Origin of the sequence: Rhodoglobus aureus (assembly GCF_039527955.1) — a bacterium.
Classification (GTDB): domain Bacteria; phylum Actinomycetota; class Actinomycetes; order Actinomycetales; family Microbacteriaceae; genus Rhodoglobus; species Rhodoglobus aureus.
In genome coordinates this window covers 15,639-27,823 of record NZ_BAAAKW010000071.1, presented here as the reverse complement: position 1 = coordinate 27,823, position 12,185 = coordinate 15,639, and the positions used below count along the sequence as shown (strand labels likewise).

Genomic DNA, 12,185 nt, shown 5'->3' with positions numbered 1-12,185 from the left:
CCTGAACTGAAGACTGTCGGCATCTGCCACTTCTGGCAAGGTCAAATCACCGTGAAAAATGCGGGGCGCGAAACTTAGTGCTCAACCGCCGGTGGATGTTCCATGTCGACAGTGCAGGTGCGGGGTCCAGAGAACGGATGCAATTCGCGCACACGAAGCGGCCCATCCGCATCGTCAACGGCGTTGGTCAGGAGCACCAAGTGCACTTCGCACACCTGAGGGTTGTTCCTCGCGAGTTCGGAGAATGGGCAATCATGCATCGTCATGTGCAGGTAGTCAACCGCGATCTCGGCAGTGAATCCACACTGCTCCATGTGATCATCGAGGGAATCGAGTTGACGCGCTGCGGGCGAACGCTCCGCGGTGATGTCTTCGACGGGAAGAAATTTCCGGATCAACGCAGTTCGTATTTCGGCGGCTCGGAGTCGAGATTGCCGGGCAGGGCTCTCGGGGCCTTGCGTTGTGCGGTAGCGAAGTTTTGGTCGGCCCTTAGTTGATGTCGGCACCGGTTCGGATTCGACAAAGCCGGCATCGATCAGACGGTGAAGGTGTTCTCGCGCCGTGTTGTGATGCAGCCCGGTTGCCTCGACCAGTTCTGTCACAGTCTGGGGGCCGTGCTGCAGTAGCTCGTGAAGCAGGTTGATTCTGCTCAGCGACGCTAGCGTGCGATAGTCCGAGGGGCGGCGAGGGGCCATGGCTCTATTCAACGTCATTTTTTTGCGGATTACTACAGCCCACAGATCACGAGGAATCCGAAACCAGGTCCCGTACACGGTTGGTAGAGAGCTAGTCTGAAGCCATGAGTTCCTCTGCGGTCGCGCGTCCAATTGTGGACACCCTCGGCAGGCCGATGCACGACATCCGTTTCTCTGTCACCGACCGCTGCAACTTCCGTTGCGTCTACTGCATGCCGAAAGAGATCTTCGGGCGAGACTACGCTTTCATGCCGCGCGAAGAGCTACTGAGCTTCGAAGAGATCACCCGGCTTGCCAGAATCGCGGCCGCGCACGGCGTCGAAAAGATCCGGCTGACCGGCGGCGAACCGCTCCTTCGCAAAGGACTCCCCGACCTCATCGCGATGCTCGCCAAGCTGAAAACGCCCTCGGGTGAGGCACTCGACCTCGCTCTCACGACGAACGGTTCCGCACTCGCACACCTTGCGCAGGACTTGAAAGATGCTGGGCTGAAGCGGGTGACGGTCTCTCTCGACTCGCTCGACGACGCGACCTTCCAAGCGATGAATGACATCAAGTTCCCGGTGCAGAAAATTCTGCATGGCCTCGATGTCGCGCACGAGGTGGGGCTCGGTCCGATCAAAGTGAACATGGTTGTCAAGAAGGGTCAAAACGATCAAGACATTGTCTCGATGGCTCGCCACTTCAAAGGCACCCCAATCATCCTGAGATTCATTGAATACATGGATGTCGGAACAACCAACGGCTGGCAACTTGGTGAGGTCGTGCCGTCAGCAGACGTGATCGCCCGCATCAACGCCGAACTTCCGCTCGAAGAAATCGAGCCCAACTACGCTGGCGAGACGTCGAAACGCTGGCGATACCGCGATGGCGGTGGAGAAATCGGCGTAATCTCCAGCGTCACCCAGTCGTTCTGCCACTCCTGTTCGCGTGCGCGAATCTCGGTCGACGGCAAGCTCTACACGTGCCTGTTTGCAGGCACCGGACATGATCTCCGTGCCCTCATGCGCGAGGGATGTTCGGACGAAGAATTGTCCTTTGCGATGGCGCAGATCTGGCGAGAACGCACCGACCGCTATTCCGAGTTGCGATCACTCCACACGAAGCGCTCCACTGACGGTGCCAAGAAGATCGAGATGTCCTACATTGGCGGCTGATATGACCCTGCATGTGCGCTACTTCGCGGCGGCTGCCGAGGCTGCTGGCCGCGACGAAGAACACTTTGACCTCGAGGATGGTGCCACCCTGGGCACCGTGAAGGCCATGCTCGTCGACCGCTATGGCGAACTGATGCAGCGCGTCGTAGAGTCTGGCTCCTTCCTCATCGACGGTGTTGTGCGCCGCGACCCAGCGGGGGCGGTCGGTTCGCGCGTCGACGTACTGCCACCCTTCGCCGGCGGCTAGACCGTTTCTTTTAGAGTCCTACCCACTCGGTGGTTCCGTCTTCACGTTTCTGGCGTTTCCAGATAGGCACCGTCAACTTGATGCGTTCGACAAGCAGTTCGCACGCGTCGAAAGCCTCACGGCGATGCGCCGCTGACACGGCGGCAGACAGCGCAACGTCACCGATCTCGAGATGCCCAACGCGGTGTACCGCCGCGACCGCGAGCCCAGTCTCGGCCGCCACTGACGCGCAGCATTCTGCGAAAATGTTCTGTGCTTCGGGGTGCGCTTGATACTCGAGTGACCGCACACTTTCACCGCCGTCGTGATTGCGCACGACACCCGAGAACACAACAACCGCGCCGGAAGCGGGGGACTCCACAGCGCGTCGGATCGCGGACTCGTCGATCACAGCATCCGTAATTATTGCGAGGCTTACGAGCCCATTAGCGTTCACGTTCAATACCTCGCCTGTGCCGGATCAATGACGTGTGCGTATTCGTCGATGCCGCCCACTAGATGGCGGACATTGGTGAACCCGGCGCCCTGAAGCAGGCGCAAGGCACGCTCGCTTCGCACGCCGTGGTGGCAGTACACCACGACAGGGACGTCTGTGCGGATAGCTTCGAGGTGGCGTCCCAGCTCTCCCAGAGGGAACAGTTCGGACGGTTCGATTGTGACGATGGCGCGTTCAAACGGCTCCCGAACATCAATCACCTGAAGGGGTTCGCCTGCGCGAAGGAGCGACGCGAGCTCGTCGGAGTCAATCGTGTCGCTTGGGGCGCCCGTGGTTAGCGTGGTGTTGGGGTCTTTCTGCACGCCGCAGAAGACCTCATAGTCGACCAGCTCGGTGATAGGGTTCACCTCTTCGTTTGCTGCGTACTCGATTTCCCGGAATCGTCCGGAGAGAGCGTCGTAAGTTGTCACCCGGCCAATCAGAGGTTCGCCAATACCGGTAAGAATTTTCACCGTCTCCGAGCACATGATCGCGCCGATAGTGGCACACACTGTCGGCAGAACCCCTCCTTCAGCGCACGACAGTACGGTGCCGGGGGCCGGGGGAACGGGAAATAGGTCGCGATAGGTGGGGCCGTGACCTGCCCACGCCACCCCGGCTTGGCCTCCATAGCCGAGAATCGCTCCCCAGACCAAAGGGATTCCCGTGATTGCTGCCGCATCATTGACCAGGTAGCGAGTGGCGAAGTTGTCGCTTCCGTCGAGCACCAGTTCGTAACCTCTAAACAATTCGAGCGCATTACTCGAGTCAAGATGAACACTGTGACGGTGGACTTCAATCTCGGGGTCGATTCGTGCCACTGTTTCGGCAATTGAGTCAAGTTTGCTGCGTCCGATATCGGCGATGCCATGGGCGAGCTGGCGGTGCAGGTTCGACAGTTCCACCACGTCAGTGTCGATTACACCAATCGTGCCGATTCCCATCGCGGCCAGTGCCGGAATTGTGGCGCTCCCGAGCCCACCAGCACCCACCACGAGCACTCTCGACTGTGAGAGTCGATGTTGCGCGGTCTCACCGAAATGGGGATTAGCGAGCTGACGCGAGTAACGAACCAATTGTTCTCGGCTGAGCACGGCTGTCATTGTTCTGCCGTGCCTGGCCGCCGCGTAGCCCGGGGCTGGTTTGAGTCGCCCTCGGCCGCGAGGGCGGCTCTCGAGGTGGCCTCGGCATTTCGGATAGCCGCCGATGGAGCTGTTCCGGCCGCCACTGCCAAACCGGCAGCATAGCCGACCAGAAACGTCGTGACAGGGGCCGCTGGTCTGAGTATCGTGTGGGCGGCAACCCCGGCCAAGTCCAAAATTCCGTCAATATTCATCGCGGCGTGAAACTCGTCACTGGCAATTTCTAAGTCGCCGCTGAGGTTCACGGCCCAGTCGCTGAGGCGTTGGTGTTCTTCCGAGTTCATTCTGCGTCTTCTTTCATCTCTGTAGCCGAATCGGTCGCGCCAAGGCGGGCCGCATCCTCCCACGTATCAACATCATCGGTCGCTCCGAGCACTGCTGCAACAGGAATCAGAGTAAGCGGCTCGATCAGCTCTCTCATCGAGAGCCCGATCAGGTCGGAGTCAGCAAACCTCGAGATCGCATCAACCAGTGCGCTGGTGCGGTACAGGCAGGCGAGAGGCTGCCGCTGGCCAAATACGTCGACCGAGATCGCGCCATCCGCGTCAGCTGGTGCAGCGGCGAGGGCAGTGGCAAGTAGCGGTATTTGGGCGGCGATCCCAGGCATGTCACAGGCGAGGACCAGGATTGCGTCGCTCGTGCTCTTGCTCGTGCGGCGGGCCGAGAGCTGACGAACGCCTGCCGCAAGAGCAGCAGCGGGGCCAGAGAATGGCGGATCTTCCCGAGTGATCAGCACTGTTGCACTGAGAAGACCGGGGTCGATGGGACCCACGACGACGCACGTGCGAGACACGCGTGATGCTGCAGCTACGGCATGCTCAAGAAGGCTGTGACCATTCACCTGAAGCGATGCCTTGGCAGCGGACCCCAGTCGGGAGGAGCGACCTCCGGCGAGTACCGCTGCATCGATCAGCATTCTGCCACTCTAAGTGACAGACCGGAATACGATATCGTCCAGCAGCGTGGAGTTCGGCAGGTTGGAAGATTCTGCGGCAGTCTGTTGAGAGGATCTAGCCGGCGACCAGCCGCCACCGGCGCGCCCTAGAACTTGTCTTTGCACCAGCCGCACTGCTCGGCATCGGGAACCGCAGACAACGCAGCCCAGAAACGGTCGATCTCCGACTGGCCGGAACACGGCACCACGAACGAGACGGCCTCCGTGAAGGTGACGTTCTGAACGCCGCCGGCATCCATCGCCACAAACCACTGATCTCTCAGCCGGAAATCGGAAAACATGACCGACCCTGGCATCGCAGGACCTGTCTGCTCCGTGTAGCGAGTATCAGTTGCTAGGTGCGAATCTTCGAACGTGGTCGCGTAGTACTCGGCGGCCTCGCGAGCCCGATTCTGAACCGGTCCACCAAACATCAGCGCCGGGATGATCATCGGGCGCCGCTCGCCGACTGGGTCGGTGAAGATGAGTTGCCAGTTCAGCCCAAACCGATCCCGCACCCAGCCATAGCGCGCGCTGAAAGCGTATTCATCGAGAGGTATCAGTGCGGTGCCGCCGTCGATGAGCGTCTCCCACAGCGCATCAAGCTTGTGTCGGGCATCCGGATCAATAGACGGGTCGAAATTGACCATGAATGAGCTGGACTCGTTGAACGTGAAATTGTCGCCAGCATTCAGCGCCATTAAACGTTGGCCCACAATCTCGAAGTCGATCGTCAATACTTTGCCGGCGCGGTTCTGCTGAAACTCCGCCAGCCCCTCGGTGGGGTAGTAGTTGGTGTCGTGCACGACGACACCGGGGAACGCGGCGGTATAAAAAGCTACGGCCTCTTCGGCATCATTGTCGAACCACAGACAGGGAGTAATCGAGCTCATGGTGTTCCTCCTCGACCCCATGTCGTTGCGGCGTGCGGCGGCCAATGCAACGAGCCTAAACCTAAACCCCAACATCGATGAGAATCTGTTTACGATATGGAGATGAGCACAAACGAGTCGGCAACGGCCTCCCACCGCGACGGGAGAGACGAGACGGCAACGGAACGCAGTGACCGCAACTGGACCGAAATTTTGCAAGAACTGCGCGTAATCCAGACCGGCACCCAGATTCTCACCGGATTTTTGCTGACCCTCGCATTTCAAACCCGGTTCACCGAACTCGACCAGTATCAGGTCACGATCTACCTTGCTCTTGTGGCCGCCGCAGTGCTCGCCACAGCCCTCGCGCTCACGCCCGTCAGCCTGCACCGGGCACTCTTTGCGCGCAAGGCAAAACCGCAACTCGTGACGGCATCCGACCGGCTGCTTAAAGTCACCTTGGTGGTTGTCTCGCTCACACTCGCTGGCACCGCGATGCTTATCTTTGACGTCGTCGCGGGGCGGCCAGCCGGGGTCGCCGCGGGGGTGCTCGCCGCTAGTCTGGCAATTGTGCTCTGGCTCGTGATGCCAGCGCTGGCAAAAAAATACTTGACCCACGCGCACAACACATGAGAGAGCGGCGAAAGCGGTGACACAAGAGAATCACCCTTCTGGCGGTAGCGACAAAGTCGACCCAGAACTCGCTGCTCCACTAGCGGGCATTCGAGTCGCCGATTTCTCCCGGGTGCTGGCCGGACCGTACGCGTCAATGATGCTCGCCGACCTCGGCGCTGACGTGATCAAGATCGAGTCGCCGACGGGTGATGACACCCGCTCGTGGACACCGCCGGTCGATGCTTCGGGCCGCGGCACATACTTCGAGAGCGTCAACCGCAACAAACGGTCGATCGTCTGTGATTTACGGCAGCCGGAAGGCGCGGCTGAAGCACGCCGGCTTGCCCTCGGCGCCGACGTGGTGATCGAGAACTTCCGCCCCGGAACAATGGAGCGGTTCGGGTTGGGCTTCGACGAACTTACAGCCGAGAATCCGTCACTCGTCTACTGTTCGGTGACAGGCTTCGGCGCGGGTGATGGCGCGCACCTTCCTGGTTACGATCTGCTGGTGCAGGCAGTCGGCGGTTTGATGAGTGTTACCGGCGACCCGGATGCTGAACCCACCAAGGTGGGCGTCGCGTTGGTCGACGTGCTCACCGGGCAGAATGCGGTGGTCGGGATTCAGGCCGCGCTGCGGGTGCGCGACCGCACGGGCCTTGGTCAACGTGTCGAGGTGAACCTGCTTTCGACGTTGCTCTCCTCTTTAGTCAATCAAGCGTCGGCGGCGCTAAATACCGGGGTCTCGCCCCAGCGGATGGGCAACGCTCACCCGAGTATTTCCCCTTACGAAACGTTCACCGCCCAGGATGGCCCCTTCGTGATCGCGGTCGGAAACGACGGCCAGTTCGCCAGACTCGCCGAGATCCTCGGTCTGTCCGAACTCGCCGCAGATCCGCGCTTTGCACGCAATGAATACCGGGTGGCGAACCGCGGCCAATTGCGAACCATTCTGGATGAGCGCTTGACCGCCGACGTGGTCGCGCACTGGGTCGAGGCCATGACGGCCTCAGGCATTCCCGCTGGTCCGGTCAACGATGTCGGTCAGGCAATCGAATTCGCCACCAGTCTCGGCCTCGCATCAGTAACGGAAATGACGGGCTCCGGTCGCACCAGTAGGCAGATCAGCAACCCGATCACCTTGTCGCGCACTCCCGCGCAGTACCGCCTGGTACCGCCGGACATTGGGCAACACCAGGGCGCCGACTGGCTGCCCACCGAAGGGACACAATGACCTCGAACTCAGTTTCCGAGACCCTGCTTGGCCTAGACGCGTTGCTCACCGAAGAGGAGCGCGGCTGGCAGGCGAAGGCTCGAACCTTTGCCTCGCAGCGGGTGAGCCCGACGATCGAGAAGGACTTCGAAGACGCCCTCTTCCGGCGTGAATTCGTGGCCGAGCTCGGCGCCCTGGGCATGCTCGGCATGCACCTCACCGGATACGGAACGGCCGGCGCCAACGCGACCAGCTACGGCCTCGTTTGCTATGAGCTTGAGGCTGCCGACACCGCGTGGCGAACCTTCGTCTCGGTGCAGGGTTCGTTGGCGATGAGTGCGCTGGCCTACTTCGGCTCAGACGAGCAGAAGGAGCGGTGGCTGCCGTCACTGGCGGCCGGAGCCTCGATCGGATGCTTCGGCCTCACCGAGCCAACAGGGGGTAGCGACCCCGCCGGGATGCTGACGCGGGCCACACGATCAGGCGACGACTGGGTGCTCAACGGTTCCAAGCGCTGGATCGGACTCGGCTCCGTTGCCGATGTTGCCATCATTTGGGCCCAGACCGACGACGGTGTGCGCGGCTTTGTGGTGCCGACTGACACACCCGGATTCCGCGCCGAGAATATTGAGAGCAAGCACTCGCTGCGGGCATCCATCCAGTGTGATCTGTTCTTCGACAACCTTCGCCTCCCCGCCTCGGCAGTGCTGCCCGAGGCGCGTGGGCTGTCGGCCCCGTTCCGTTGCTTGAATGACGCTCGGTACGGCATCGTCTGGGGTGTGATGGGAGCGGCACGAGATTGCCTCGACGTGGCCATCGAACGTTCGAAGACGAGGTTGGCCTTTGGTAAGCCGATCGGTGCGATGCAACTCACGCAACTGAAACTTGCCGACTCCTTCGTAGAGTACGAGAAAGGCATGCTTCTCTCGCTGCACTTGGCGAAGCTGAAGGATGCACAAGCACTCACCCCGGAACAGATCAGTGTTGGCAAGCTCAACAACGTTCGCGAAGCAATCCGTATTGCGTCGACAGCACGCAGCATTCTTGCGGGCGACGGAATCACGGGCGACTTCTCGGTGATGCGGCACATGAACAACTTGGAGTCAGTGCGCACCTACGAAGGCACCGACGAGATCCATACGTTGGTGCTCGGCCGCGCGCTCACCGAGCAAGGCGCGTTTCGGTAGCAGGCGCGCGTGCAGGCTGAGCTCTAATCGTCACTTTCGTGTGGACCACCGGCTTACGATATTGGTATGGCAGCTGACGGTGTGGTTTCGAGCGAAGCGCAGGTTCGCCGAGCATCCGACTCCGAGCAAGTGAGCAACCCCATCGAACCGCGACGTGAATGGCGCTACGCTATTCGGCGCGCGTGGCATGGCTTTATGCTCCACCGGGGCATCGATTCCGCAGCGACTCTCGCATTCTTTGCCGCCCTCACGATCCTGCCGGCTGCGCTGACCGTGGTGTCAGCATTCGCTCTCGCTCAGGGCAAGGAACAAGCCGCCGACACCGTGCTCGATCTCGCGGAAGAAATTTTGCGGCCCAGCACCGTTGAACTGATCACAGAACCGCTGACTCAACTGTTCTCCATCGACAGCCCCGGGCTGGCTCTCGCGATCGGAATCGCCCTCAGCATCTGGTCGATGTCTAGCTATGCCACCGCCTTCGGGCGTGCAACAAACAGTGTGTACGAAGTGCAAGAAGGCCGCCGCCTGGTGAAGTTCCGCGGACTCATGCTCATCCTCTCCGCCTTCCTCCTCATCGCCTTCACCGCCGTCGTGACCCTCCTGCTCACCACCAAAAACGTGGCTACTGCCATCGGCGAAGAGCTCCGCATCGGCGAGCCCTGGATCGCGATCTGGTCCTACGGCCGCTGGCCGGTGCTCGCCGCCATCCTCACCATGATCATTGCGGTGCTCTACTACTACACCCCCAACGTTCGCCATGAACGGATGCGGTGGGTCGGCACCGGTGCCGTGTTCGCGATTGTCGCGTGGGGTCTTGCCACCGCAGCGTTCGGCTTCTACGTCTCTACCATCGCGAACTACGACCGCGTGTATGGCTGGCTTGGAGGCGCACTCGCCCTCCTCATTTGGCTCTACATCAGCAATCTGGCACTCGTTGCTGGCGTTGAAGTGGATGCCGAAGTCACGCGCCTTCGCCAGTTGCTAGCCGGGGTCCCCGCCGAGCAAACCGTGCAGCTGCCCCTGCGCGACACCGCACGCAACCTGATTCTCGCAAGGCGTCAAGCAGCGGACGAAGCTGATGCGATGGCTATTCGCGAGCGCGAGCGCGAGCAGCGCTAGCGGGAGCGACGTTAGTTAGAGCAGTGGCAGCCGTGCGCGCACTGCCCTTGAACCGGCGAAGCCGCAGGCTGTTCATCACGACGAACACGGAGGAGAACGCCATTGCGGCACCCGCGATGAGCGGGTTCAGTAGGCCAAGCATTGCGATGGGCAGCGCGGCCACGTTGTAGGCGAAAGCCCAAAACAGGTTGCCCCGAATGATGCCGAGGGTGCGCTTGGCTAGCCGAACCGCGTCGGCTACGACGAGCAGGTCGCCGCTGACAACGGTGATGTCGCTGGCGGCGATTGCGGCATCCGTTCCGCCGCCCATAGCGATACCGAGGTCGGCTGCGGCGAGAGCAGCAGAATCGTTTACGCCATCGCCGACCATCGCAACAACGCGGCCGTCGGCCTGCAGCTGGCGGATGACGTCGAGCTTTCCCTGCGGTGTGATGCCGGCGTGCACATCGGTGATTCCGACGACGGAGGCTACGGATGCCGCGGCCCCAGCGTTGTCGCCAGTGAGGAGCACGGGGCGCAGGCCGAGTCGGATGAACTCGGCTATCGCATCCGCGCTGGTTGCCTTGACGGTGTCGCCGACGACCAGAACGCCTCGCGCCTGACCGTCCCACGCGATAACCATCGCGGTGGATCCGGCGCCTTCAGCTTTCTCGACTAGAGCGAGGGCGGCATCCGACACCGTCTGGTTCTGTTCGGTGGTGAGCCAAGAGGCGCGGCCGACAAGCACGACGGTTTCGTCAATAGTGGCTTCCACTCCGCTGCCGGCGTGGGCGGCAAAATCGCTCATGGCGGGCAGTTCGATACCGCGCTGGGCTGCTGCGGCAACAACCGCGCGGCCGACCGGATGCTCTGAGCCAGCCTCAACGGCAGCGGCCCATGCCAGCACGAGCTCGTCGTTCTCGCCCTCAAGTACCTCGATGGCGCTCAAGCGCATTTCGCCGGTGGTGACGGTTCCGGTCTTGTCGAGCACGATGGTGTCGACGGCGCGGGTTTGTTCGAGCACTTGGGGTCCGCTGATGAGGATGCCAAGCTGCGATCCGCGACCGGTTCCGACGAGGAGGGCGGTGGGCGTTGCGAGTCCGAGAGCACAGGGGCACGCGATGACGAGCGTGGTGACGGCAGAGGTGAAGGCTAGCTCGATGGGCCCGCCGGCGATCATCCACCCGACGAAGGCAACTACGGCGAGCACGAGCACGACGGGAACAAAGATTGCCGAAACGCGGTCGGCGAGGCGCTGGATGTCGGCTTTGCCCGTTTGGGCATCTTCGACGAGGCGACCGAGGCGTGCCAGTTCGGTGTCGCTGCCGATGCGGGTGATTTCGACGACGAGTCGCCCACCAACGTTGAGGGTGGCGCCGGTGACGCGGCTGTCTGGGCCGACTTCGACGGGGACTGATTCGCCGGTGAGCATGCTTTCGTCGACAGCCGAGTTGCCTTCGATGACGAGGCCGTCGCTGGCGATTTTCTCGCCGGGTCGTACCACGACGCGGTCTCCGACGATGAGCGATGACACCGCGATGCGCTCTTCGATGCTGCCGCGCAGCACGATCGCATCCTTGGCGCCGAGTTCGAGCAGGGCACGCAGGGCAGCACCAGACTCGCGGCTGGCACGGGCCTCAATGTATTTGCCGAGGAGGATGAACACGGTCACCGCTGCGGCGACCTCAAGGTAGATTTCGCTCGAGCCACCGTGCGGCGTTCCAAAGAAGGTCATGGTCATGGTGAGGCCCGGTTTGCCGGCTTCACCGAAGAAGAGCGCATAGAGCGACCAGCCGAACGCCGCCAGCACACCCAAACTAATGAGGGTGTCCATCGTTGCGGCACCGTGTCGGGCGTTGATTGCGGCGGCACGGTGGAACGGCCACGCACCCCACACTGCCACGGGGGCCGCGAGGGTGAGCGTCAGCCACTGCCAGTTCGTGAACTGCAGCGCAGGGATCATCGACATGAGAACGACAGGAACGGTCAGCGCAGTCGAGATCAGCAGGCGGCGCAGCAGCAGTTGTGCCCGATCGTCGCCGGTAGCGGGTGCGTCAGAGTCTGGCGACTCGATGATCGGGGTCGGGATGACAGCGCTATAACCGGCAGCCTTCACTGCTTCTAAGAATTGCTCGATGTCGGCACCCTCGGGTGCTCGAACGCGGGCTTTCTCGGTGGCGTAGTTCACCGTAGCTTCGACGCCGGGGAGCTTGTTGAGCTTGCGCTCGATGCGGTTCGCGCACGACGAGCAGGTCATCCCGGTGATGTCGAGTTCGACATCCGTGAGGTTGACGTTGCCCGATGCAAGGGGCTCGGCTGTCATTAGAGGCTCTTTACGAGCGTGTAGCCGGCCTCCTCGATTGCGGCGCCAACAGTCGCATCGTCGAGGGGAGTCTCGGACGTGACCGAAACGGTGGAGGGGAGACCCGAGGCGAGTTCAACAGAGACCTCGGTGACGCCATCCACTTCAGTGAGTTCTTCGGTGACGCTGCTTACGCAGTGGCCACAGGTCATGCCTTCGACCAGGTAGTCGGCAGTGTGAGTCATTATTTT

Annotated in this window: 14 protein-coding genes; 6 read left to right on the top strand and 8 right to left on the bottom strand. The window is 61.6% G+C overall.

From position 1 onward, the window contains the following. Nucleotides 1-74: 74 nt before the first annotated feature. A complete protein-coding gene (locus ABD112_RS14290; RefSeq protein ID WP_343926843.1) occupies nucleotides 75-695 on the bottom strand; it encodes a helix-turn-helix transcriptional regulator in 621 nt (206 codons plus the stop codon). A gap of 104 nt (nucleotides 696-799) precedes the next feature. Here ABD112_RS14290 and moaA point away from each other — a divergent pair, with 104 nt between their 5' ends. Both moaA and ABD112_RS14280 read left to right on the top strand, forming a co-directional pair. Then, entirely contained in the window at nucleotides 800-1,852 is a 1,053-nt protein-coding gene (moaA, locus tag ABD112_RS14285) for a GTP 3',8-cyclase MoaA (protein ID WP_343926842.1), read from the top strand. Between the two features lies 1 nt (nucleotide 1,853). Then, nucleotides 1,854-2,099 (top strand): MoaD/ThiS family protein, encoded by a 246-nt coding sequence (locus tag ABD112_RS14280; protein WP_343926841.1) that lies wholly within the window; start codon nucleotides 1,854-1,856, stop codon nucleotides 2,097-2,099. A gap of 10 nt (nucleotides 2,100-2,109) precedes the next feature. On the opposite strand, the gene ABD112_RS14275 is transcribed toward ABD112_RS14280, so the two are convergent. From ABD112_RS14275 to ABD112_RS14255, 5 genes are all read right to left on the bottom strand, one after another. Further along, a complete protein-coding gene (locus ABD112_RS14275) occupies nucleotides 2,110-2,535 on the bottom strand; it encodes a molybdenum cofactor biosynthesis protein MoaE (RefSeq protein WP_343926840.1) in 426 nt (141 codons plus the stop codon). 2 nt (nucleotides 2,536-2,537) lie between these two features. Next, complete coding sequence (locus ABD112_RS14270) at nucleotides 2,538-3,677, bottom strand: ThiF family adenylyltransferase (RefSeq protein WP_425563849.1); 1,140 nt, start codon at nucleotides 3,675-3,677, stop codon at nucleotides 2,538-2,540. Then, a complete protein-coding gene (locus ABD112_RS14265; RefSeq protein ID WP_343926838.1) occupies nucleotides 3,674-4,000 on the bottom strand; it encodes a DUF6457 domain-containing protein in 327 nt (108 codons plus the stop codon). The genes ABD112_RS14270 and ABD112_RS14265 overlap by 4 nt, the downstream gene beginning before the upstream one ends. Next, entirely contained in the window at nucleotides 3,997-4,632 is a 636-nt protein-coding gene (gene mobA / locus ABD112_RS14260; protein WP_343926837.1) for a molybdenum cofactor guanylyltransferase, read from the bottom strand. Before mobA ends, ABD112_RS14265 begins: the two co-directional genes overlap by 4 nt. Nucleotides 4,633-4,757: 125 nt before the next feature. Beyond that, nucleotides 4,758-5,543 (bottom strand): VOC family protein, encoded by a 786-nt coding sequence (locus ABD112_RS14255; protein WP_343926836.1) that lies wholly within the window; start codon nucleotides 5,541-5,543, stop codon nucleotides 4,758-4,760. Between the two features lie 102 nt (nucleotides 5,544-5,645). Here ABD112_RS14255 and ABD112_RS14250 point away from each other — a divergent pair, with 102 nt between their 5' ends. The 4 genes from ABD112_RS14250 to ABD112_RS14235 all read left to right on the top strand — a co-directional run bounded on the left by ABD112_RS14250 (nucleotide 5,646) and on the right by ABD112_RS14235 (nucleotide 9,653). Next, nucleotides 5,646-6,155 (top strand): DUF6328 family protein, encoded by a 510-nt coding sequence (locus tag ABD112_RS14250; RefSeq protein WP_343926835.1) that lies wholly within the window; start codon nucleotides 5,646-5,648, stop codon nucleotides 6,153-6,155. 16 nt (nucleotides 6,156-6,171) lie between these two features. After that, the gene (locus ABD112_RS14245) at nucleotides 6,172-7,368 is read left to right on the top strand and encodes a CaiB/BaiF CoA transferase family protein (RefSeq protein WP_425563848.1); all 1,197 of its coding nucleotides are present in this window, start codon (nucleotides 6,172-6,174) and stop codon (nucleotides 7,366-7,368) included. Further along, nucleotides 7,365-8,534, top strand: a complete 1,170-nt coding sequence (locus tag ABD112_RS14240) for an acyl-CoA dehydrogenase family protein (protein WP_343926834.1) — start codon at nucleotides 7,365-7,367, stop codon at nucleotides 8,532-8,534. The genes ABD112_RS14245 and ABD112_RS14240 overlap by 4 nt, the downstream gene beginning before the upstream one ends. A gap of 66 nt (nucleotides 8,535-8,600) precedes the next feature. Further along, nucleotides 8,601-9,653, top strand: coding sequence for a YihY/virulence factor BrkB family protein (locus tag ABD112_RS14235; protein ID WP_343926833.1), 1,053 nt, complete (start codon nucleotides 8,601-8,603; stop codon nucleotides 9,651-9,653). On the opposite strand, the gene ABD112_RS14230 is transcribed toward ABD112_RS14235, so the two are convergent. Both ABD112_RS14230 and ABD112_RS14225 read right to left on the bottom strand, forming a co-directional pair. Then, a complete protein-coding gene (locus ABD112_RS14230; RefSeq protein ID WP_343926832.1) occupies nucleotides 9,622-11,955 on the bottom strand; it encodes a heavy metal translocating P-type ATPase in 2,334 nt (777 codons plus the stop codon). The two genes, ABD112_RS14235 and ABD112_RS14230, sit on opposite strands and share 32 nt — an antisense overlap. Continuing rightward, complete coding sequence (locus tag ABD112_RS14225; protein ID WP_343926831.1) at nucleotides 11,955-12,179, bottom strand: heavy-metal-associated domain-containing protein; 225 nt, start codon at nucleotides 12,177-12,179, stop codon at nucleotides 11,955-11,957. The genes ABD112_RS14230 and ABD112_RS14225 overlap by 1 nt, the downstream gene beginning before the upstream one ends. Between the last annotated feature and the right edge of the window lie 6 nt (nucleotides 12,180-12,185).

Excerpts from the sequence above, each read along its gene's own strand:
- ABD112_RS14290 (WP_343926843.1), bottom strand. The coding sequence starts at position 695 with ATGGCCCCTCGCCGCCCCTCGGACTATCGCACGCTAGCGTCGCTGAGC.
- moaA (WP_343926842.1), top strand. The coding sequence starts at position 800 with ATGAGTTCCTCTGCGGTCGCGCGTCCAATTGTGGACACCCTCGGCAGG.
- ABD112_RS14280 (WP_343926841.1), top strand. The coding sequence starts at position 1,854 with ATGACCCTGCATGTGCGCTACTTCGCGGCGGCTGCCGAGGCTGCTGGC.
- ABD112_RS14270 (WP_425563849.1), bottom strand. The coding sequence starts at position 3,677 with ATGACAGCCGTGCTCAGCCGAGAACAATTGGTTCGTTACTCGCGTCAG.
- ABD112_RS14265 (WP_343926838.1), bottom strand. The coding sequence starts at position 4,000 with ATGAACTCGGAAGAACACCAACGCCTCAGCGACTGGGCCGTGAACCTC.
- mobA (WP_343926837.1), bottom strand. The coding sequence starts at position 4,632 with ATGCTGATCGATGCAGCGGTACTCGCCGGAGGTCGCTCCTCCCGACTG.
- ABD112_RS14255 (WP_343926836.1), bottom strand. The coding sequence starts at position 5,543 with ATGAGCTCGATTACTCCCTGTCTGTGGTTCGACAATGATGCCGAAGAG.
- ABD112_RS14250 (WP_343926835.1), top strand. The coding sequence starts at position 5,646 with ATGAGCACAAACGAGTCGGCAACGGCCTCCCACCGCGACGGGAGAGAC.
- ABD112_RS14240 (WP_343926834.1), top strand. The coding sequence starts at position 7,365 with ATGACCTCGAACTCAGTTTCCGAGACCCTGCTTGGCCTAGACGCGTTG.
- ABD112_RS14235 (WP_343926833.1), top strand. The coding sequence starts at position 8,601 with ATGGCAGCTGACGGTGTGGTTTCGAGCGAAGCGCAGGTTCGCCGAGCA.
- ABD112_RS14230 (WP_343926832.1), bottom strand. The coding sequence starts at position 11,955 with ATGACAGCCGAGCCCCTTGCATCGGGCAACGTCAACCTCACGGATGTC.
- ABD112_RS14225 (WP_343926831.1), bottom strand. The coding sequence starts at position 12,179 with ATGACTCACACTGCCGACTACCTGGTCGAAGGCATGACCTGTGGCCAC.